21 protein-coding genes are annotated in these 20725 nt (G+C 42.2%); 16 read left to right on the forward strand and 5 right to left on the reverse strand.

What is annotated here, in order from left to right; translation table 11 throughout:
- Window positions 1-7: 7 nt before the first annotated feature.
- From BUB38_RS11385 to BUB38_RS11400, 4 genes are all read right to left on the reverse strand, one after another.
- Window positions 8-214, reverse strand: coding sequence for a hypothetical protein (locus BUB38_RS11385; RefSeq protein ID WP_073160655.1), 207 nt, complete (start codon window positions 212-214; stop codon window positions 8-10).
- 105 nt (window positions 215-319) lie between these two features.
- Window positions 320-502 carry a hypothetical protein gene (locus tag BUB38_RS11390; protein ID WP_073160657.1) on the reverse strand — a complete coding sequence of 61 codons (183 nt, stop codon included), beginning with the start codon at window positions 500-502 and terminating at the stop codon, window positions 320-322.
- A gap of 17 nt (window positions 503-519) precedes the next feature.
- Window positions 520-1797: a CE1 family esterase gene (locus BUB38_RS11395; RefSeq protein WP_254794945.1), complete on the reverse strand. Its 1278-nt coding sequence runs from the start codon at window positions 1795-1797 to the stop codon at window positions 520-522.
- 263 nt (window positions 1798-2060) lie between these two features.
- A complete protein-coding gene (locus BUB38_RS11400) occupies window positions 2061-2798 on the reverse strand; it encodes a DUF6261 family protein (RefSeq protein ID WP_073160659.1) in 738 nt (245 codons plus the stop codon).
- A 685-nt stretch (window positions 2799-3483) separates the two neighbouring features.
- Between BUB38_RS11400 and BUB38_RS11410 the strand changes: the two genes are divergently transcribed.
- The 16 genes from BUB38_RS11410 (at window position 3484) to BUB38_RS16405 (ending at window position 20046) form a co-directional block, all read left to right on the forward strand.
- The gene (locus tag BUB38_RS11410) at window positions 3484-3732 is read left to right on the forward strand and encodes a hypothetical protein (RefSeq protein WP_073160662.1); all 249 of its coding nucleotides are present in this window, start codon (window positions 3484-3486) and stop codon (window positions 3730-3732) included.
- Window positions 3733-3834: 102 nt separating this feature from the next.
- Window positions 3835-4149, forward strand: coding sequence for a toxin-antitoxin system YwqK family antitoxin (locus BUB38_RS11415; protein ID WP_073160664.1), 315 nt, complete (start codon window positions 3835-3837; stop codon window positions 4147-4149).
- Between the two features lie 281 nt (window positions 4150-4430).
- On the forward strand, window positions 4431-7715 hold the full coding sequence (locus BUB38_RS11425) for a helicase-related protein (protein ID WP_073160667.1): 3285 nt from the start codon (window positions 4431-4433) through the stop codon (window positions 7713-7715).
- 2 nt (window positions 7716-7717) lie between these two features.
- Complete coding sequence (locus BUB38_RS11430; protein WP_073160669.1) at window positions 7718-8410, forward strand: DUF4391 domain-containing protein; 693 nt, start codon at window positions 7718-7720, stop codon at window positions 8408-8410.
- Complete coding sequence (locus BUB38_RS11435; RefSeq protein ID WP_073160671.1) at window positions 8407-8832, forward strand: cysteine peptidase family C39 domain-containing protein; 426 nt, start codon at window positions 8407-8409, stop codon at window positions 8830-8832. The genes BUB38_RS11430 and BUB38_RS11435 overlap by 4 nt, the downstream gene beginning before the upstream one ends.
- A 241-nt stretch (window positions 8833-9073) precedes the next feature.
- Window positions 9074-9469 carry a hypothetical protein gene (locus BUB38_RS11440; RefSeq protein WP_073160673.1) on the forward strand — a complete coding sequence of 132 codons (396 nt, stop codon included), beginning with the start codon at window positions 9074-9076 and terminating at the stop codon, window positions 9467-9469.
- 54 nt (window positions 9470-9523) lie between these two features.
- Complete coding sequence (locus tag BUB38_RS11445; RefSeq protein WP_073160675.1) at window positions 9524-10111, forward strand: hypothetical protein; 588 nt, start codon at window positions 9524-9526, stop codon at window positions 10109-10111.
- Window positions 10102-10503, forward strand: coding sequence for a hypothetical protein (locus BUB38_RS11450; RefSeq protein ID WP_073160677.1), 402 nt, complete (start codon window positions 10102-10104; stop codon window positions 10501-10503). The genes BUB38_RS11445 and BUB38_RS11450 overlap by 10 nt, the downstream gene beginning before the upstream one ends.
- 105 nt (window positions 10504-10608) lie before the next feature.
- On the forward strand, window positions 10609-12534 hold the full coding sequence (locus BUB38_RS11455; protein ID WP_073160694.1) for a site-specific DNA-methyltransferase: 1926 nt from the start codon (window positions 10609-10611) through the stop codon (window positions 12532-12534).
- Window positions 12535-12539: 5 nt separating this feature from the next.
- On the forward strand, window positions 12540-14000 hold the full coding sequence (locus BUB38_RS11460) for a DUF5677 domain-containing protein (RefSeq protein WP_073160679.1): 1461 nt from the start codon (window positions 12540-12542) through the stop codon (window positions 13998-14000).
- Complete coding sequence (locus tag BUB38_RS11465) at window positions 13990-15054, forward strand: hypothetical protein (protein WP_073160681.1); 1065 nt, start codon at window positions 13990-13992, stop codon at window positions 15052-15054. Before BUB38_RS11460 ends, BUB38_RS11465 begins: the two co-directional genes overlap by 11 nt.
- Window positions 15055-15076: 22 nt before the next feature.
- The gene (locus BUB38_RS11470) at window positions 15077-15805 is read left to right on the forward strand and encodes a hypothetical protein (protein ID WP_073160682.1); all 729 of its coding nucleotides are present in this window, start codon (window positions 15077-15079) and stop codon (window positions 15803-15805) included.
- Window positions 15806-15825: 20 nt separating this feature from the next.
- Window positions 15826-16314 carry a DUF3990 domain-containing protein gene (locus tag BUB38_RS11475; RefSeq protein ID WP_217650885.1) on the forward strand — a complete coding sequence of 163 codons (489 nt, stop codon included), beginning with the start codon at window positions 15826-15828 and terminating at the stop codon, window positions 16312-16314.
- Window positions 16315-16555: 241 nt separating this feature from the next.
- The gene (locus tag BUB38_RS11485; protein ID WP_073160686.1) at window positions 16556-16753 is read left to right on the forward strand and encodes a DUF3791 domain-containing protein; all 198 of its coding nucleotides are present in this window, start codon (window positions 16556-16558) and stop codon (window positions 16751-16753) included.
- A gap of 12 nt (window positions 16754-16765) precedes the next feature.
- On the forward strand, window positions 16766-19813 hold the full coding sequence (locus BUB38_RS11490; RefSeq protein WP_073160688.1) for a type III restriction-modification system endonuclease: 3048 nt from the start codon (window positions 16766-16768) through the stop codon (window positions 19811-19813).
- Between the two features lie 71 nt (window positions 19814-19884).
- Window positions 19885-20046 carry a hypothetical protein gene (locus BUB38_RS16405; RefSeq protein WP_170932252.1) on the forward strand — a complete coding sequence of 54 codons (162 nt, stop codon included), beginning with the start codon at window positions 19885-19887 and terminating at the stop codon, window positions 20044-20046.
- A gap of 3 nt (window positions 20047-20049) precedes the next feature.
- On the opposite strand, the gene BUB38_RS11495 is transcribed toward BUB38_RS16405, so the two are convergent.
- Entirely contained in the window at window positions 20050-20616 is a 567-nt protein-coding gene (locus BUB38_RS11495) for an OB-fold protein (protein ID WP_073160690.1), read from the reverse strand.
- Window positions 20617-20725 lie beyond the last annotated feature (109 nt).

The following is a 20725-nucleotide window of genomic DNA, read 5'->3' on the forward strand; positions in this document are numbered from 1 at the left end:
CTGGCGCTTAGTTGTCTTCGTATTCAGAAGAGCCCCAGCCGTCAAGGTCACCAGCGGCACGGCCCAGGGTTGCTCCACCCAGGATCTCGTCGATGCCCTTGTCTTCGGATTCGTCTTCTTCTTCTTCGAAGATGGAGTTTTCTTCAAGCTCAACGTCTTCGTTAGGTACGATCGGTTCGTTGTCCAGGTCGTTATTAACCTTTTTACGTGCCATTTTTTCTCCTTGATGATGGCGTCTAAGATTTCTATCGCTATATATAACTCTTTTGTACAGAAAAAAACACTTTTTTTCTTACTTTTATAGAAATTTACACCATTATTAGAATCTATTACACTTCGGTTCGCCGTTTTTGCCCTTATTGAAGTCCTTGCTGACGTCGCCGAGGGAACCTGCAATATCCAAACCGCCGAATTTTCCGCCGCCAGAAACCTGGTCCAGCTGATCTTCGTTCAGTTCGTCATCAGGATTTGCATTGCTGTTGGGATTGTAATATAGTTTCATTCCAAATTAGACGGTCATTAAAACTGCTCGAAGAACTTGTGGACCTCTTCGGGGACCCAGGTGTCTTCCCAGCCCCAGCCGATACCCATGTTGCCGGTGTCGTGGGCGGTCCACTGGTGGTTTCCGGGCCAGCTGCAGAACTTTACGGGGAATCGTTCGTCTACCGTGGTAAAGTCATGGCAGGTGTGGCCCGTGCTGCCCTGGTTTTCGGCCATGATTTCGCCGCTGGCGTCGGTAAACTGGCTATCTCCGTCGGAGGCCTTGCCATTTTTCTTTAAAATTCGGGGGAGGGCGCTGTTCTTTGCCTTGTCGTAAAGGCAGCGGTCGTCGTTCTGGCCGTGAACATTCATCCAGGCCACGGGCAGGTTCTTGTCGGTACCCGCATCCTGGGGGAGCCAGATGTTGTAATCGGCCACGGCATAGGTGGCGGCGGCGCGGATACGTTCCTGGTAGTCCTGCATCAGGGAGTAAGAGAACATGGCTCCGAAACTAAAACCGGTAATGAACACGCGGCTGGTGTCGATACAGTAGTTGTCTTCGATGGTGGTGAGGGCCTGACCGAAGAAATCATGGTCTGCCTGACCCTGGTTCCACAGGCCATTTACCGCCTGGAGCGAGGCGAACATGTAGTTACCCTCGGTATCCTGGGCCTGCTGGCTGTAATAGGGAGTGGGGTGGTCGTAGTCCGGTGTGTGGTGGACGAAGTCCTCGGCGGAACTGCCGTAGCAGTGGAGGGCGATCAGCAGCTTGTAGGGCTTGGTATTGTCGTAATTCTTGGGCAGGGTGATAAAATATTCGCGGTAGGTACCGTTAACGTTGACCACATGATGCTCGCCATTTTCGACCAACTTGTCGGTCTTGAGGGTGGTTTCCCTGCCGCAACCCTTACTGGGGGTGGGGGCGTTCTTGAGGGCATAGCCGAATGCGTAGGAAGGCTTGGCAGGAACCGTTTCGGAAGAGGCGGGTTCCTCTTCGCTGGAGCTGGAAACCTCTTCGGAAGAACTTGAAATTTCTGCGATTTCGCTGGATGTGGGGGTCGGGTCTGCAATTTCGCCGGATTCGGAGCTTTCTGCCGGGCCCGTATTTTCGCTAGGGTCGGGATTTTCGGCCGGAAACTGGTCTGCCGGGGTTTCGGGCTGGTTGATGCCGCTTTGCGGCTGTTCCTCTAATCCGGCAGAGGGATCAACCACAGGGTCGGCCGCATGAGGGGTGGAATCGTCGCTACAGGCCATGAACATGGCCAAACCCAAGGCGGAAAGCCCCGCCACAAAAGCTTTCTGGAAATTGTGCTTCACAAGAACTCCTTATTGTATCCCGGGCAAAAATTCGCCCATATATAATCTACCCTAAAAAGAACCCCCTTAATCTGGCCGAACCGAAAATGCCATAGACGATTTGTCTATGGCATACCTTGGATGAACATCAGGTAAACAAGTGTTAACCTAGAAACATAATCGTAGGTTATACATATTTTATGATTTTGTAAGAAATTTGTTGTGTAAAAAAGCCCGGCCATTTTTTTGATGGGCCGGGCGAACTCCTTTAATTAGTTTTGGGTTTAGGCTGCTTTCACTGCGGAGGCAACCACGGTTTTGTTTTCAGATTTTACTTCTGTTTTTTCCTTGGCGTTTTGCTTGAGGGTTTGACGCAACTTGTAGACGGAACTGAATCGTTCGATGATTCCGTTGATGTTGTTGACGAAGTTCAGACAGTCTTCGTTACCTGATGCGCCAAGGCCTTCGGCGCCGGAGCACACGCGGTCGAAAATTTCGTTCAACTCTTCGCGGGTGTGCTTGACCAGCTCCGTCTCGCGATTCCCCAAGGCGGCTGCGCGCTCGGCAGAAACCTCGATGAAACGCTCGTTGGCTTCCTTAAGCTGATCCAGGTAAACCTTGAAACCGCAAGCCTCCAGGGCGTTGGAATCCAGGGCGTAGCAACTCTCCACAATCCCCTTGATTATACCGCTAGTCTGATTCTGGGCAATTTTGTGGATGGTGGGAGCCTTGCTGAAGAACTCAACGATGTTTGCCGTTGTGTTCTGGATGACCGGATCCTGGCTGGGGAACTGCTGCAACCCCAGGGCGATACGTCGGCAGGCCACATAGATATCGGTGCGCTTGATATCAAGATCCTTGGTGGTTTCGAAGTTCTCGGTAGCGTTCAACTTTAACGCATCACTATATTTCTGGAATACATTTTCGTAGGCGGCTACGTTGTTTGAAAAGATGTCGGACGAAAGATACTTGGTGTATTTCAGGCATTCGTAGTGGAAAGCGCGAACTTCTTCGTTGCGCATGCTATGGAAATTAATTCTTTTGATTTTGTTTATATTTTTAATCCTTTATATAAGAAAGTTTGTTTGTCTTTTTTAGGATAATTGTTCGAACATTTCCTTGCAAAAGAATGTACAAAAAAAGTTTTCGCAAAAACCACATTTTTGGGGGGTGTTCCGTATGAACTGGCCATTTTGGCGTATGAATGAAGAAAAAAATGCATTTTTCTGATTTTTGATACTGAACAAATGAGTAAAATTTACAATAAATGCTGTTCAAATTAGCAGCTAAAAAGTGGGGAAAGTACGTTGGATTGCATCCAAAAGGGTGTCCCAAAAACGGGAAAGTGCCTCGGATTGTATCCCAAGGCGAATTCATTACGCGGGATGGTGCGTCGGATTGCATCCCAAGGCGAATCCATTGCGCGGGAAAGTGCATCGGATTGCATCCCAAGGCAAATCCATTACGCGGGAAAGTGTGTCGGATTGCATCCCAAGGCAAATCCATTGCACAGGATGGTGCATCGGATTGCATCCCAAGGCAAATCCATTACGCGGGAAAGTGCGTCGGATTGCATCCCAAGGCGAATCCATTGCGCGGGATGGTGCGTCGGATTGAATCCAACGGACGGAGGTTTGCTCCTATATTTGGTATAGGAATCCAAGAAGGAGTTGCTTATGTCTAAATATGTAGTCAAGAACATTCAGTGTGGAATTCGAGGGCTTCCACAACATCTACAAGACGGATGAATCGGTGTATACCCGCATGATGAACAAAGGTGCCGAAAGTGAAGAAGAAGCCGACAAGCTCTCCATAGATGAACGGAACGACCTTGAAACCGAATTTTTGGTAGATCTGAACGAAAATAATTCGGTTTACAGCGGAGATGGCGAAATCCCCAAATGCGACGCCGAACGCGCCTGGGAACAAGGCGTGGAGCTGGGGGAAGAGGAATAAGGCTGCGTGTCATTCTTAGGTTCGAAGGAGCAGAATCCAGACGTTCCTATGATGTTACTAAAGTTTACGATTCCGGTTATAATATGAATTATAGAGTTAAAAATGGCCTTGCTGAAGGAAAGCAACTCGGCTATTACAATGACGGTAAGGAACTGGAGTCAACAGCGATGTTTGTTAGAGGTAAAAAAAGAGGGTGAGCTCATTCGATATCATCAAAATGGAAAGATGATGTCAAAGTCTTTTTATAAAAATGATGTGATGGAGGGAACAGCAACATTTTATTTCAAGAATGGAAATGTTCAAAGCAAGGTGACCTATAAAAATGGCGAATTGAATAGGCCGGCGTACAATTTGAGCGGACATGCTACTTTACGAATGGAAAGGAAGATTTATTCTGTACATATTTTAACTTCATAGAAGAACTTGATGGCGAATAAAAGGTGCTTCAGGGATGATTCTCTGGAGCTTTTTGAATATTTTTTCGCCTTATTGGTGACTTTGGATTCCATAAGTAGTTTGCATTCCTGGAGTGCAACCTTCTGGGCGGGGAGAGTGTGGCTTATTTTCCCTTTTTCTCAATTTGAGATTTGTGCTGTTGTTGTAATTATTGGCCTTGTTTGAAAATCGTTGCTACTTGTAGACCTTTTTCTACTTATATTTCTTCATATAGCAATTTGTTTTAGAGGGTATTTTTTTATATGGAACCGCGCTTAATTAACAATATGTCCGAGAAGGTTGTAGATGACCTTCGTAAAAACATTACCCCTAAGTCAAAATTATCTATAGCGGCGGCCAGTTTCTCGCTTTTTGCGTTTGAAACATTAAAAGAAGAACTCGAAAAGGTGGATTCTATGCGGTTCATCTTTACTTCACCGACTTTTGTGAAGGGCGAAAATCCTAAAGAAAGTCGTGAATTTGATATCGAACGTTTTGCCCGTGAGCAAGCTCTTTTCGGTAGTGAGTTTGAGCTAAAACTTCGCAATCAGCTAAACCAGAAGGCAATTGCGGTTGAATGTGCTGAATGGATTCGCAAAAAGGCCAAGTTCCGCACCAATACCACGGAGCAAAATTTTCAGACGTTCTTGCATGTAAAACAGCAAGAGGATGATGTACTTTATACTCCTTTTAATGATTTTTCTGCAGTGGGCCTGGGCATTGAAAAAGGGAACAACATAGCCTACCTTTGCAACAGAATCTCTGCACCACTTTCTAATGCGTTCATCAATACCTTTAATGAATGCTGGGTGGATTCAAAAAAGTTTGAAGATGTGACCCAGAAGGTGATTGATAGCATTGCTACAGTCTATAAGGAAAATTCGCCTAACTTTATCTATTTCGTAACACTGTACAACATCTTCCATGAGTTTCTAAACGATATCAGCGAAGATGTTTTGCCAAATTCCGCTACTGGTTTTAAGGAATCGGCCATCTGGAAAAAACTTTTCAATTTCCAAAAAGATGCGGCCCTTGCTATCATCAACAAGCTGGAAATGTACAATGGTTGCATATTGGCTGATAGCGTTGGTTTGGGTAAGACTTTTACTGCTCTCGGTGTTATAAAGTATTACGAACAGCGCAATAAGGATGTCTTGGTTCTTTGCCCGAAGAAATTGAATAACAACTGGGTGACTTACAAGAATAATCAAACGAACAATCCTGTTGCCAGCGATAGATTCCGTTACGATGTTCTCTATCATTCAGACTTGTCTCGTGAATCAGGTTATACAAACAGCATTGATTTAAGCCGCTTTATTTGGAACAATTACGATTTGGTGGTGATTGATGAATCCCACAACTTCCGTAACGGTGGCGCAGCTGCAGAGTATCTTGACGATGAAATTGATCAGGAACCATTAAAAGAAAATCGCTACATGCGGTTGATGAATCAGGTTATTCGAAAGGGCAAAAAGACCAAGGTTCTAATGCTTTCTGCAACACCTGTGAATAACCGCTTTAACGATTTAAAGAATCAGTTGCAGTTGGCCTACGAAGGCGATGCCGAAAAGATGGATTCCTTGCTCAAGTTGGATAATGGAATTGAATCTATTTTTAAGCAGGCTCAGGGTGCCTATAATGCGTGGGCCAAATTCCCTGCAGAAGAGCGTACTACGGAACGACTCCTTGAAATGCTTGATTTTGATTTCTTTGAGTTGTTAGATTGCGTAACTATAGCTCGTTCCCGTAAGCATATTTCCAATTTCTACGACATTAACGATGTGGGTAAATTCCCCACGAGAATGGCTCCGCTGTCAGAATCTCCAGATTTGACGGATTTGCCGGGTGTTGATTTTGATAGTATCTATACCTTACTTACTCAGCTGCAGATGAGCGTGTATAGCCCAGCTCGTTTTGTTCAGCCTAGTAAGATTAGCGATTACATTGATAGCAGCGACGAAAAAGAAATGTTGCTGGGTCGTGAAACGGGTATTCGAAAGTTGATGAGCATTAACATGCTCAAGCGTTTGGAAAGCTCCGTTTACGGTTTTCAGCTGACATTAAATAGATATCACGAATTGGTAAAGTCCATTGTCAAGAAAATTGATGATTTTGAAGCCGCACAAAATGCCGGTGGTGTTACAAAGAACTCTGCTGATAGCAAGGTGACTTACGATGCTCAATCAATCAACGAAGCTGACGATGAATTTGTGGTAGGGAAGGATGTTCAATTTAGCCTAGCCGACATGGATTATGTAAAATGGAGAAATGAACTAAAACAGGATTTGGCTGTTCTTGATCGCCTGCAGGATCTGGTCAAGGGTATTTCTCCTGAACATGATTTGAAGTTGCAGACTTTGTTTAAGGCCATCTGTAGCAAAATTGACAATCCCATAAACACAGATTGCGCTGGTAATGGCAATAAAAAGGTCATCATCTTTACGGCTTTTGCAGATACGGCAGAATACCTGTATGATCAGCTATCGGGTAGAATCAATAGCCTTTATGGAATCCACTCAGGCCTTGTGACTGGCCAGGTGGATGGTCGTACCACATTAAAATTAAAGAGATCTGACTTTAATACGGTTCTGACATATTTCTCGCCGATTTCCAAGGAACGCGCTCTTTTGAAGAATGTTGAACCGGGTGATATTGACATCCTGATTGCGACAGACTGTATCAGCGAAGGTCAGAACTTACAGGATTGTGACTATCTGATTAATTACGACATTCATTGGAATCCAGTTCGCATTATCCAGCGCTTCGGCCGAATAGACCGTATTGGCAGCAAGAACGAAAAAATCCAGTTAGTCAACTTCTGGCCCAATGTTAGCCTTGATGAATACATTAAGTTGAAAGACCGTGTTGTTGCACGAATGAAGATTTCTGTGATGACTGCAAGCGGTGACGAAAACCCCATCAGTGCCGAAGAAAAGGGAGACCTGGAATATCGTAAGGAACAGCTGCGTAGATTAAAAGAAGATGTAGTTGACTTGGAAGATATGAAGGGCGGGGTAAACATTGTTGACCTCGGCCTGAACGATTTCAGAATGGATCTTCTGCAGTATCGTGAAAATCATCGAGAAATCGAAAAGGCTCCCAGCGGTATTTACTCCATCGTTCCTTCTTCAAAGGATATGGAACCGGGTGTTATCTTCATATTGCGTAATCGAAATAATGCGGTAAATATTCGAAGCAAGAATCGCCTGCACCCCTTCTATATGGTGTATTTAAAAGACGATAGATCCGTGCTTTGTGACCACCTTTCGCCAAAGCGAATGCTGGACTTGATGCGCCATGCATGTAAGGGTGTTTGTGAACCGGTTACAGATTTATGCGATGCATTCAATAAGGAAACTGCCGATGGTCGCAAGATGGGCAAGTATAGCGACATGCTGCAGCAGGCTATTGCTTCGATTATTGAAGTCAAGGAAGAATCCGATATTGACAGCCTCTTTGGTGATGGAGAAACGACTGCCCTCAGTAATGAAATTCGCGGCCTTGATGACTTTGAACTTGTGACATTCCTTGTGGTACGAAAGGCGTAATTATGATTAATTTACCAAGCACCACTCAATTTGGGAAAGTCGTTCCCAAGGAAAAGTTCTATACGAAGCTTTCGGTGTCTTCTGCAATCAAGGGAATGTTTGTCCGCTATGTCGAAAAGATTATTTGGCAGAACAAGTTGACTGCTGATACCATGGGTGTAGAAAAAGGGGAGAACGTCGTAGAAATCGATGTTCTAGAAATTGTGCTGAAACAGCGTGAATGCCCCAGGGAACTCCTGGATTTTATCGACAAGAATCTGCATCATCATAATGTATTCGTGTTGACATACGATGGCAAAAGCACCCTTGCTGTAAATTTCAAGGAAAAATCCGACGACCAGAACTTGGCCAGATTCTTTAGAACCTCCTGGATAGATGATGCGGAATCCTTGTTCAACATAACCGGCAATAACCTAGATGCCGTTTATGAATCCATTATCCGCAGCGCTGATGCTGAGAATATTGTCGCACCGCCAGACAGCGAACTTGTAAATCCTAACGATTCTGATGTCATTCCCGGCTCGACCGGGAATCTAGAGAAAGTTTCTATTAAGGACCAAATCGCCCAGGTCAAACAAAACGAAAAAAACAAGGCCCAAATCGAAAAACTTGAAAAGAAGCTGGCCAACGAAAAACAGTTTAATAGACAGTTGGAAATTAGGGCTGAAATTAAGAAGTTGGAGAATTGCAAATGAGATTGATTAAGCAGACTTTTAGCACATCTTGTGGAATAGCTTGTGTTGCGATGCTTTTGAATTTAAATCAAAAATATGTTATGAAAATCGCAGCAAAATTGTTTGATTGGGATATTTCAAAAAGCTCAGGAAATTTCAGAACAAATAAAGAAGATATTATTGATTTGTTGAGAAAATTGGGCTACAAGGGTGAGGCTAAGTTTGAAAAATTTAAAGATTGGCAAAGTTTTGAGGGTTTAAATCTTGTTGCAGTAAGATACACCAAGAATCACAATTGGCATTGGGTTGTTGTTGTAGGGAAAAACAACGGAATAATGATCTATAACCCAGAAAAAACATCCAAAATCTTTATTCCTAAAGGTTCAAAACCTGATGGAAGAACTTATGGTAGAGCAAAGTTCTATTTAAATGTGAAGACATAAAAGAATGGCGGTCTATTTTACTTAATGGCGGTGTAAATTTGTTGCGGTTGGCGGTGTAAATGATCTTTACACCTTTTTTTTGCTAAAAAATCACCAAAATCCCCTTGTTTTTTGTATAAAAAGTGTCTATATTACACATAGTGTGTAATTATTGTGGTAAAACGGTGTGTTGTGCGCATTCTCGCCTATTGAGTAACATTGGCTGATGGCGGGTTTTTTGATATAAAAGGAGTTTTTACCAATGGAAAATTTGAGTTGCTCTCAGGGAGGCTTTCAAAAGGCACCTCAACGAGATATTGATGTTGTATGGAGTGATTTTGTAGGTTGCTGTACAAATAAGTCGCTTCAAGCTATATACGATAACGTACCTTCAGATAACGCAAATAAAATCCTTAAATTGTATGATAACGATGCGATAATGGAATGGGTTGCTGGACTGACAAACGTTCCAATTAGTTGCAAGCTTGATACATTAAGGTATCCAATAATGGGCGGTCCTGTAGGGGCGATTGTTTATGCTTATAAAGTTCCGTTTAATAGTCGCTTGTTTTACGTGGCCCTGTTTGAACGATTGAAAAATGGTCAAATTCAAATGGTTCTGAAATCCATAAAACGAGATGGCGAACGTGAAAGCTGACTTTTTTCAAATTTAATTCGATAATGACAAAGACAATGAAAAAGGATACACATTATGAATGTTAAAGAATGTCCTGTTTGTGATTCAAAGCATATTGAGATTATCGAAAAAGTAAAGAAAATCTTTGTTCCAATGGCTGAACCTGCAGAACAGAAGGTTGTTGTTTGCCACTGCAAAGAATGTGGTTCTGATATTAGAATTTCTTCCGATTCTCAAGAAGAAGTCGAACGAAAAATCAAGGAAAAAGCCGATGAAAGCATGCCTTCCTTGATTGCAAAAATTAATGCTGCCGGAATTTCGGATGCTCGCATGGAACGAGCCTTAGATTTGGCTCCCCATACGGTGTATCGTTGGAAGCAAGGTAAGCAAATTTCGGCAACAGTTTTGGCTTTGGCTCGTTATATTGCTTCCCAGCCGAAACTCATTGATTTTGCCGAAGAAGGTTTTGCTGATAGCGATTGCAAAATTGATGTTTGCAGTAATATTGATGAGAATTCCTTGATTGATATTGATTACGCTGCATTGAGCCGGATGTACCAAACAAATCAAAAGGAATATAAGTGTGCGGATAATGAGATTTACTACGATCCGTATTCTTATTTTGGAATGAGCAATGGAGAAAGTGTAGCCTTATGCAATTAGAATCTAAAGTTCTTTGTGAAGAATTCCGTCAAGAAGTTAATGGCAAGTATATGCTTCTTGGCGTGTATCGATCCGTTGTTGTTGTCAATAATTTTCCCAAGGAACGTCGTTGGCTTGAACCGATGCGTTGGTGTTTCTTTGCCGGAGTAAACTTGGATCGTAAGAAGGATGCTGGACGATATGTCGTTCGCTCTATATCTGAAGCTGGGAATAGCTGCATGCCTGATATCCCCTTGGAAATAAAAGCTGATGGTGATGATTTTGTTCAACTTCCGATTAGGGTCATTATGAACATGAAAGAAGCTGGAGAAATTGTAATCAACATCTATAAAGAAGGCTCAGAGGAAGTCTATTTTGAATTAGGACGTATTTTTGTTCGAGATGCGGGCTAGAAGATAGAATTTACTTCGTTATAAGGGGTTCTACATTTGTTTGTAGAACTCTTTTTTTTTATAAAAAGTTAGATTTCTTATGAAAATATATTGAAAGGTTCCCTCATGGAAAAGATGAAGTTTGAAACTCCTGATATGACTCAGATGAACATTGAAAAGATTGCGGCATTGTTCCCGAATTGCATTACCGAAAAGAAGGATGCCAACGGCAAGATTACAAAGGCTGTGAACTTTGACGCCTTGAAGCAGATTCTGGGTGATGCCATTGCCGATGGGGATGAATCCTACGAGTTCACCTGGGTGGGGAAGCGCGACGCCATGGTGGAGGCTGCCAAGCCCATACGCAAGACCTTGCGCCCCTGCGTTGAGGAGTCCGTCAACTTCGATACCACCGAGAACCTCTACATTGAAGGCGACAACCTCGAAGCTCTGAAACTGCTCCAGGAAGGTTATCTTGGTAAGGTCAAGATGATTTACATCGACCCGCCTTACAATACCGGGAACGACTTCATCTACAAGGATGATTTCCGCATGGACTCCAAGAAGTACGATGAGGAAAGCGGAGCCATTGACGACGAGGGAAATCGTATGGTGCAAAATTCCGACAGCAATGGCCGATTCCATTCTGACTGGTGTTCCATGATCTACAGCCGTCTTCTCCTTGCCAGGAATTTGTTGACCGATGATGGCGTGATTTTCATTAGCATTGATGATAATGAACAGGGAAATTTGAAAAGTTTGTGTGATGAAGTATTTGGCTCCGCAAATTTCATATCAAATTTTATTTGGAAAAGTAGGCAGAATAAAGATAATAGAAATATAAATGGCGTTTCCATTGATCACGAGTATGTTTTGGTTTATGGGAAAAGAGATGACATCCGATTATTTAAAGGAGAGGAAAGGAGCGGTAAGGGATATTCAAACCCCGATAATGATCCTCTTGGACCTTGGGCAAGTGCGAATATGGCCGGAATTGCTACAGAATCTCAGCGTCCGAACCTTCATTATGACTTGATTAATCCTGCTACAGGAATTAATTACGGACGCCCCAAAATGGGCTGGCGTTATGACAGGAATACGATGTCTAGGTTGATTACAGAGGGAAGAATCATTTGGCCGTCTGATCCTACGGGAAGACCTAGAAAAAAGACATATCTCAATGAACTAGATGATAATTTACCCGGTTTTACATCAATGGTGGGCCAAGATATATATACGAGAAATGGGTCTATAGAAATTGATTCTCTTTTCGGTGAACGTCTATTTAGTTTTCCAAAACCAAGTCAATTGATTCAGCCTTTTGTATCTCAAGTGACGGATGTAAATTCTATTGTTTTAGATTTCTTTTCTGGTTCAGCAACAACAGCTCATGCTGTAATGCAACTCAACGCGGAAGATGGTGGCCATCGTAAGTTTATTCTTGTACAGCTTCCTGAAAAATGCGATGAATCTTCTGAAGCCGCAAAGGCTGGCTACAAGAATATCTGCGAAATAGGGAAGGAACGCATCCGTCGTGCCGGAGCAAAAATCCTTGCCGAAAAACAAGCCGAACAACAAAAGTCCTCAGAAAAGAACGACCTCTTTGACGCTCAAAATGCTTCTGACAACACCGCCAAAACTCTGGACATCGGCTTCCGTGTCCTAAAAATAGACGACTCCAATATGAAGGATGTCTATTATTCCGCCGGCGAAGTCTCCCAGCAGAATCTCCTCGATCAAATCAGCAATATCAAGGAAAATCGCACCGACATGGACCTTCTCTTCGGTTGCCTCGTCGATTGGGGCGTCTCCCTGTCGCTCCCCATCAAAACAGAAACTATCGAAGGCGTCACAATTCACAATGTCAACGACGGCGACCTCATCGCAAGTTTCTCCGAAAACATCCCAGAAACCGTTATCCGCCAAATCGCCGCCAAGAAACCCCTCCGCGTCGTCTTCCGCGACTTCTCCTTCCGCGACGCCCCCTCCAAAATCAACGTCACCGAAATCTTCAAAACCCTCAGCCCAAATACTACAGTAAAGGTGATTTAAAATATATGGCGAAAAAGTTTTCTCTAAATGGTCATGAATTTAGAAATGGTGTTTTTGTAACGCCAATGAATGATGCTTTAGGGGAACTTTTAAACCCCTGCAGTTGGTTTACTGAGCGGCTTCCAGAATATATATGGATAGGCTTAATTCTAAATTCTTATGATAGTAGAAAAGAAGGTTTGCAAAAAGTTATGGAACTTTTGTATAATCTAGCTTTCATATCAGACGAGCTTCCTTTTCCTGCATGGTCTAGAATTTTTGAATTAGATAAACCGTTACAAGATCAATTTTTTCAAGTAATTGAAAATCTGCATCATATTTCTGTTCTTTCTCCGCTGAATCTTCTTTATTCGTATTCCGAAAAACCTGTTTTTTCAGCCTATTTTTCTAATGAGTCTGTCGATTTCAAAAAAAATTGTGATATCCTTGAATCAATGATTCGTAAGATGGGAAATCACCAATCTGATTTTTCCACTGATGTAAGGTTTTGTGTTTTGTACTATCAAATTGTATCTGGAAAATTTCATGTTCCTCCAGAGCAATTACGCGAATTGTCCTTGTATCCGATAATTGAACATTCCGATGAGATGATGCGTTCTATCAGACCTTTAATAAGGTCGATAGAGATGCAATTTCCTCTTGTAAATCATCCATTTATAGAAGATTTTTGGAATAAGTGTGGCGCAATGTTTGAATGTAAATCATTTACGTTACAGTATGAAAAAGATGTAGAAGATTCTATCGTTGAATCCTATACAGTGTTTGTGAAAAATGTGTTTTATTACTATGGCGATTTATATCGGATCACAAATCCCTTGAATGATAAAATGCTGGTTCTGCTGGGACTTGCTACTTATTCATACAAGCGCTTTCTTGAAATTGTAGAACACAATTTATTTAATACAATCTCCGGTCGGTCAATCATCCGTGTTCTTATAGAAGATTTTGTGATGATGAAGTTCCTTTTAAAGCAGGAAACACAAAATTCTGAGATATGGAAGGAATATCAATCATATGGTATGGGTGGATTGAAACTTGTGACGGAGCGATATTCTGCATTGAATAAGAAACCGAATGAAAAAAGCCATTTTGATTTACAGTATCTGAATATTTTAGTGGATTTTTATAAAAATAGAATGATGCAAAATATGGATACTCGAATGTTTGAAGGTGGAAATGTCAAACAAAAATTTGAATCCGTTGATGAAAAAGATTTGCATTTGATTTATGATTATGATTCTGCTTTTGAACATGGTCTTTGGGGAGCTATAAGAGAATCGTCTTTACTTTCTTGCGATTCTCCGGGTCACCAATATCACTGTATTTTAGATGTTGAAAATCAACAAAAGATGAAGTCTGTTTGGTACGATTCTGTTATGGTGATGAATAAAACCATAAAATTACTTGTTGATGAATTTGGAATTTCTGATGATTTGAAAAAGAGGATGGCTGAACATGGGATGTGATGTTCTTCTTTCTTCAATGGAATCTATTCAAAAGGATTACCTAAAACTATTGAAAAAATATGAGCATTTTGATGTTGATGAAGTTTTTTCAATTCAGAATGAATGTCAAATTTTTTGGTTACGTCATAAGCGTACTATAGATTTTTTCTTAAATAATTATCCCTGCGATTTTGACACTTGTGTTTTTATTGGAGGAATGTATCTCAATGTCGCAAGCAAGGCTTTGTTTCCTTTTTTGACATTTGGAAAAAAACATCTATCTGATGATCCTGTTGCAATGATTTCTGCAAATGGTTCGAAGGAATATCTAGCTGAATATTTGAAAATGTCAATTGCTGATGACATTGATATTATTCAAAATCACAGCAACCGAGTAATCATTTTGCCATTATCATTTTTATCTGTTGACAAAGAATTGTGTGAAATTGGAGCAAGGAATTCATTTTGGCATTTGTTCGGGAATGTTGAAATGAATGAAAAAAAGTATTTTGAAAATTTTGCGTCTGTAGATGATGTTATTAAATGTATTGGCGAAGATAATGGTAGACCACTCTTTTTGAAGTATGATAAGCCAACTTTGAAAGAACGCTACTTAGAACATCTAAATCTTATTGGTTTTCCGATACAGGAGGGTCGTGAAAGCGTCGTTCAGTTTTATAACATATGTATGGGATTGTTCATTCAAGCGATTACCGTAATAAATTTTTGTTCGCAGTACTGGATGTTCCCATTTTTGAGAGATGATAGTTTGTTTGGGTGTTACGATCTTTTTTTGAAAAATATGCTAAATCGAGATGAATTTGCTGGGCTGCGTCCAATATTGAATAATGCAGTGATTCTTAAACAATTTTATCGTCTATTCGTATATGAGGAATTAGATGATTTAGGTGCATATTTGAAAATGCTTAAAGAAACTGCTTTTGAAGAAAATGTTCAAGAAAAAATGAATAATCAATGTGTAGGGTGCGATAAATCAGGTAGCTTTGCAAAAGTAAATACCATCTTGATTGAAGAAATGCAGAAAAGAAAAATGCCTTGTGTGGTAGATTTTTAGTCAATTGCGTTGATGGAATAAAATGGGAATACTTGAAATTCGAAAAGAATTAGCTGCGATTTGCGCTAATGAACTTTATTCCGGATTAACGGATGTTGTTGTTCCTGAACCGTATATTCCGTACATTCCTGAGAATTGGAATGGTGTTCTTGTTGTTGCCGAAGCTCAGAATATTACCGAAAAATCTTATAGCAACTATTCAAAAAATCAAAAGATTGTCCGCCTTTATCCTAATAAAGATCTTTCCCAAAACTATGAAGTTTCAGGCCCTTTCCCAGAACTCGATGTTAAGCCTTGGGAAGACGGTACAATTCCGCTTGCTTTAAAAGCAGCCTTAGATTTAAATCCATGGGAATGTGCTGTGGGAAACGCTTGCTTTTGGTCTCGAAGATGTGGAAATGCAAATGAAAATCCTAATGATGAAATGAAAAATCAATCAAAGGATTTGTGGTTGAAAATGTGGCCTTTATTAGGCGAACACATAACAAAAGTTGTGTGCTGTGGTAAAATCGCATGGTCTATAATGGATTTTGTTGGGGATGGAAAGAAGCTTGAGCTAAAACATTCGTCTCGAAGAATTTTAAATCCTATTTCGGATATGCTCTCAGAAGAAGACCTTTTTAAATTCTATCCGGCAGTGAAAAAGGCTTACGATGAACTCGGCTTTGATAAAAGTAATCTAAGTTACAAACGAAATGCTGTGTTTTATGCTTGTCATGCAGTAAGTTGGTTAAAAGGTTTTTGGATTTAATGTATATTTCCCCATAGAGGATGAATCAAATGAAACTGTACCATGGAAGCAACATTGTTGTCGAAAAACCGGCTATCCTGGCTTCTGACCGAAAACTTGATTTCGGGACAGGTTTTTATTTGACTTCCAGTTATGAGCAGGCGGCTCGTTGGGCTACGCTTACTGCGAAACGAAAAGAGTCTGGTTCGCCAGTTGTTTCTGTTTTTGAGTTTGATGACGGTGATTTGGACTCATTGAAAAGCCTCAAGTTTGAAAAGGCCGATAAGTCCTGGTTGCGGTTTGTTTCTGCAAATCGAAAGAATGTTGATTTTGTAAATGATTTTGATCTTATCATAGGCCCTGTAGCGAATGACCGAACGATGCCTGTGATTTCGCTCTTCTTTGCCGGATTTTACGATGAAGATGAAACTATCAAGAGGCTCTTGCCGCAAAAACTTTGCGACCAGTTCGTCTTCCGTTCCGAGAAGTCGCTACAGAAACTACAGTTTGTGGAGGGAATCTCCCTATGAACAAGGTTCTCCCGTTTATTCTAGACTATTACGACAAAGAAGTGTCCATGATGATTTGCCAAAAATACGGCTATTCAATTATGGACGCATATAAGAAATTCCTGTTTTCAAAAACGTATGAAATGCTCTGCAACCCTGAGCTTGAAATGTGGGAATTTAGTTGCGCGGGCATCTTTGATATGTGGGAGTCAGAACGAGTTACCGGAAATCCTCGAAATTCTCTCTACATAAGGAGAGGCTGATGACTAAGGAAATGGAATTCTTTAGTTTCTTGATGGAACAGTACGCTGCCTACAAACAAACAACAGCCAATAAAATCCTTGCGGTTCTCGAAGAAAAAAAATTGACAGATGTTGTGTTCGGCATGTATGAACGGTATCATGTAGAGGATTTGCAAAACGCCTTTGATGATATTGATTCCCTAATTTCGAAAAGTTAAAGCATTTTTTATATGAAAATCCAGTTTAAGCACCAGCAGTTCCAGGCAGATGCCGCCAAGGCAGTTTGTGATGTGTTCCTTGGCCAGCCATACTTGGAGTCTAGCTATTTGTTGGATTCCGGGACGATGAAACTGTTCGGTGGGGAAGTCTCTGCCCACAACAAGGTCATGGGCTTTTGTAACCAGCCTCTTGTCCCGCAGATGACCGATGAACTGGTGCTCAAGAACTTACAGGCGGTGCAGGCAGGGAATCTCCTTCAAACCGATGAAAAGCTGGATGGCCGTTTCAATTTGACCATTGAGATGGAAACGGGTACCGGTAAGACCTACACCTACATCAAGACCATGTATGAACTGAACAAGGCTTATGGCTGGAGCAAGTTCATTGTGGTGGTGCCGAGCATCGCAATTCGAGAAGGTGTGTACAAGTCTTTCCAGATTGTTCAGGAACATTTTGCCGAAGAATACGGTAAGTCCATTCGGTTCTTTATCTACAATTCCCAAAATCTTACCGAGATTGATCATTTTGCAAGCGATAGCCATATCAATGTGATGATCATTAACGCCCAGGCTTTTAATGCAACAGGGAAGGATGCCCGCCGCATCTACATGAAGCTTGACGAATTCCGTAGCCGTAGGCCCATCGATATTATTTCTAGCACGAATCCGATTCTCATCATTGATGAACCTCAAAGTGTCGAAGGAAAAAAGACTAAGGATCGCCTGCTAGAATTCAAGCCTTTAATGACGCTTCGTTATTCCGCAACCCATCGCAAGGACGCCATTTATAACATGGTGTACCGCCTTGATGCCATGGACGCCTATAACAAGCGCCTGGTCAAGAAAATCAGCGTTAAAGGTATTACTGCTACAGGTTCTACTGCTACGGAAGGCTATCTGTACCTGGAAAAAGTCCAGGTGTTTACCGACAAGAATCCTGTTGCAACATTGGAGTTTGATTACAAGGGCAAGAATGGCTTGCTGAAGAAAACTGCAAATGTAAGCAAGGGTTTCAATCTTTACGAGCAGTCTGGTGAACTGGAGGAATACAAGGACAACTATGTCGTTACAGAGGTAGATGGCCGCGACAACTCCATCACATTTGCCAATGGGAAAAAGCTTCTTGCTGGCGAATATGTGGGCGTTGTAAATGAAGACCAGCTTCGCAGAATCCAGATTCGCGAAACCATCATTTCACACTTTGAACGCGAACGGGCGTTGTTCAGCAAAGGCATTAAGGTTCTGTCTCTGTTCTTTATAGATGAAGTCAAGAAGTATCGTGATTATGATGCCGCTGACGAGCAGGGCGTTTACGCCAAAATGTTCGAAGAGGAATATGATTCCGTTCGTAAGTCTCTGCAACAGGATTTGTTTGAAAGTCCTGATTACCTTGAATTTCTTGACAAGACTGTAGCTCGCAAGGCTCACGCTGGCTATTTCTCTATTGACAAGAGCAAGAAAGGCGCCGGTCGCTTTAAGGATTGTGAGCTCAAGAAAGGTTCCTCAGAATCTGACGATGTTGATGCCTACGACCTTATTATGAAGGATAAGGAGCGTCTTCTTTCTCGTGAAGAACCTGTGCGTTTTATCTTCAGCCATTCAGCACTTAAGGAAGGTTGGGATAATCAGAATGTTTTCCAGATTTGCACACTCAAGAGTAGTGGTTCTGAAGTTCGCAAGCGCCAGGAAGTTGGCCGCGGCCTTCGCCTTTGTGTAAATCAGAATGGCGAACGTATGGATACCGCAGTTCTCGGTGCAGATGTTCATTCCGTGAATGTGCTTACGGTAATTGCAAACGAAAGTTACGAAGATTTTGCCAAAGCTCTGCAGACTGAAATGGCGGAGAATATCGGTTCTCGCCCTGTCAAGGTGACTATCGACTTGTTCAAGGGTCGTAAGCTGGAAACAGAATCTGGCGTAAAGATTGCCGTTTCTGATGATTTGGCTCAGAATATATACGATGCTCTTCTTGAATGTGGCTATGTGAAAAAGGGTATGCTTACTGAGGCATATCGTGTCGATAAAGCCGCTGGTACACTTCATTTAAGTGAAGAGGTTGCTCAATATACGGCTGGTGTTTGCTCTCTGTTGGATACGCTTTACGATCCAGATGCCGTCAAGCCTGATGATGCACGAAAGAATAACGTCGAACTTCGTTTGAACAAGAGCAAATTCGGCTCCAAGGAATTCAAGGACCTTTGGAATCGTATAAATGCAAAGTCTGCCTATGTGGTGGATTTTGATACAGATGAATTGATTCTCAAGTCAATTAATGCTTTGAATGAAAAGCTGCGTGTCACGAAGATTTTCTTCAAGATTGACCAGGGTTCGTTAAAGGAAATCAAGTCCAAGGAACAGTTGGAAAATGGCAATGCCTTTAAGCTGGAATCTACAGAAAATAAGGCTGCCGTCGTTACTGCAAATTCCAATGTCAAGTATGACTTGGTTGGTAAAATTGTAGAAGGAACTCAACTGACCCGTAAGGTGGTCGTTGACATTCTTCGCGGCATTCACAAACCAATTTTTGACCAGTTCCAGGAAAATCCGGAAGAATTCATCATCAAGGCTAGCCGCCTAATAAATGAGCAGAAGGCAACCGTTATTGTAGAACATATAACCTACAATAAACTTGAAGCCCGCTACGAAACCAACATCTTTACCGATAACACCATGAAGGGTAAGTTGGGCATGAATGCCTGCGAAACTCACCAGCATTTGTACGATCATCTAATTTACGATTCTACAAACGAACGAGATTTTGCACAGAAGCTTGAAGCAAGCAAGGATGTGTCTTTGTATATCAAGCTCCCCAAAGGCTTCTTCATCAACACTCCTGTTGGAAACTACAATCCTGACTGGGCCATTGCCTTCCATGAAGGTTCTGTAAAGCACGTTTATTTCGTCGCCGAAACGAAGGGCTCCATGAGTACCTTGGAACTACGTGAAATAGAATCCGCAAAAATCAAATGCGCCCGCAAGCACTTCGCTGCAATTTCAAGTGAATCTGTAACGTATGACGTTGTGGATTCCTATGAAAAACTGCTGGATTTGGTGAAATAGGGGAGAGAACTTTCAAATAATTTGGGGCGGCCTTTTTTGTAGGGGGCCGATTTGGCTATATTTGGGCCATTATGGATGAAGAGAAGAAACTTGATGACGAAAAGCGCAAGGCCGAACGTATCAAAAGGATGCGTGGCTGGCTTGGAGTGAAGGGCGCGGTTACCGGGGGAGGTCACCCCGATGATAACGGCCCCCTGCTTTATGGTGACGGCCATTCCGGCTGGAACCGTTAACTTCTAGCGATTTACAAGGCATTCCTTTGCCAGGACGCCCATGATGTTGCCGCCATCTACGATGGTGCAGGTGATGGTCGCCTTGTTCCCTTTTACCAGGGTGGCCAGGTCTTTTTTGGCCGAGGTGGGGAAGATGGCCTTGATGGTTTTTGAGCCCAGGATTCCGCAGTTGTTGATGTGAACCGTCGAAAAGAGGAGCATGTCGTTGACGGATTCCACGCATCCCGAGAAAGAGACCCGCTTTTCGTTGAACATTTCGCCGGCGCGGATTTCGTTGTCGTTGAATTCCTTGAGCAGTGTCTTTGCAGTGGTGGTGATGGACCCGTTTGCGTTGTGGATGATGGCGTCGGGATTGGGTTTCGAATCTTCGTACACGGTGACTGCCATGGATACGCAGACCGCGATAATCGATACCAGCACGATTCCCACGATAATTGCGATCTTGAACCAGATCGTTTTCTTTTTTGCAGGTACTGGGCGAGGCAGGGGGCTCTTTTGCGGAGTCCCGCAGTGAGGGCAATACTCGTGCCCTTCACCGATATCCCTTGCACATCGTATACAGTATCGCATACCGATTAATATAAATCTTAACTTCCAGAAAAGTTAACACTAGAAGCGCTATTTGAAGGTCCGTTTGCGAAAATTCTAAAAATTTTCAGGAAAACCTCTTGCAACGGTC

The sequence above is a fragment of the Fibrobacter sp. UWH5 genome (genome assembly GCF_900142505.1).
Taxonomy (GTDB): Bacteria; Fibrobacterota; Fibrobacteria; order Fibrobacterales; family Fibrobacteraceae; genus Fibrobacter.

Excerpts from the sequence above, each read along its gene's own strand:
- BUB38_RS11490 (WP_073160688.1), top strand. The coding sequence starts at position 16,766 with ATGAAAATCCAGTTTAAGCACCAGCAGTTCCAGGCAGATGCCGCCAAG.
- BUB38_RS11425 (WP_073160667.1), top strand. The coding sequence starts at position 4,431 with ATGGAACCGCGCTTAATTAACAATATGTCCGAGAAGGTTGTAGATGAC.
- BUB38_RS11465 (WP_073160681.1), top strand. The coding sequence starts at position 13,990 with ATGGGATGTGATGTTCTTCTTTCTTCAATGGAATCTATTCAAAAGGAT.
- BUB38_RS11470 (WP_073160682.1), top strand. The coding sequence starts at position 15,077 with ATGGGAATACTTGAAATTCGAAAAGAATTAGCTGCGATTTGCGCTAAT.
- BUB38_RS11450 (WP_073160677.1), top strand. The coding sequence starts at position 10,102 with ATGCAATTAGAATCTAAAGTTCTTTGTGAAGAATTCCGTCAAGAAGTT.
- BUB38_RS11435 (WP_073160671.1), top strand. The coding sequence starts at position 8,407 with ATGAGATTGATTAAGCAGACTTTTAGCACATCTTGTGGAATAGCTTGT.
- BUB38_RS11445 (WP_073160675.1), top strand. The coding sequence starts at position 9,524 with ATGAATGTTAAAGAATGTCCTGTTTGTGATTCAAAGCATATTGAGATT.
- BUB38_RS11485 (WP_073160686.1), top strand. The coding sequence starts at position 16,556 with ATGACTAAGGAAATGGAATTCTTTAGTTTCTTGATGGAACAGTACGCT.
- BUB38_RS11495 (WP_073160690.1), bottom strand. The coding sequence starts at position 20,616 with ATGCGATACTGTATACGATGTGCAAGGGATATCGGTGAAGGGCACGAG.
- BUB38_RS11460 (WP_073160679.1), top strand. The coding sequence starts at position 12,540 with ATGGCGAAAAAGTTTTCTCTAAATGGTCATGAATTTAGAAATGGTGTT.
- BUB38_RS16405 (WP_170932252.1), top strand. The coding sequence starts at position 19,885 with ATGGATGAAGAGAAGAAACTTGATGACGAAAAGCGCAAGGCCGAACGT.
- BUB38_RS11430 (WP_073160669.1), top strand. The coding sequence starts at position 7,718 with ATGATTAATTTACCAAGCACCACTCAATTTGGGAAAGTCGTTCCCAAG.
- BUB38_RS11400 (WP_073160659.1), bottom strand. The coding sequence starts at position 2,798 with ATGCGCAACGAAGAAGTTCGCGCTTTCCACTACGAATGCCTGAAATAC.
- BUB38_RS11475 (WP_217650885.1), top strand. The coding sequence starts at position 15,826 with ATGAATCAAATGAAACTGTACCATGGAAGCAACATTGTTGTCGAAAAA.
- BUB38_RS11455 (WP_073160694.1), top strand. The coding sequence starts at position 10,609 with ATGGAAAAGATGAAGTTTGAAACTCCTGATATGACTCAGATGAACATT.
- BUB38_RS11385 (WP_073160655.1), bottom strand. The coding sequence starts at position 214 with ATGGCACGTAAAAAGGTTAATAACGACCTGGACAACGAACCGATCGTA.
- BUB38_RS11390 (WP_073160657.1), bottom strand. The coding sequence starts at position 502 with ATGAAACTATATTACAATCCCAACAGCAATGCAAATCCTGATGACGAA.
- BUB38_RS11440 (WP_073160673.1), top strand. The coding sequence starts at position 9,074 with ATGGAAAATTTGAGTTGCTCTCAGGGAGGCTTTCAAAAGGCACCTCAA.
- BUB38_RS11415 (WP_073160664.1), top strand. The coding sequence starts at position 3,835 with ATGGCCTTGCTGAAGGAAAGCAACTCGGCTATTACAATGACGGTAAGG.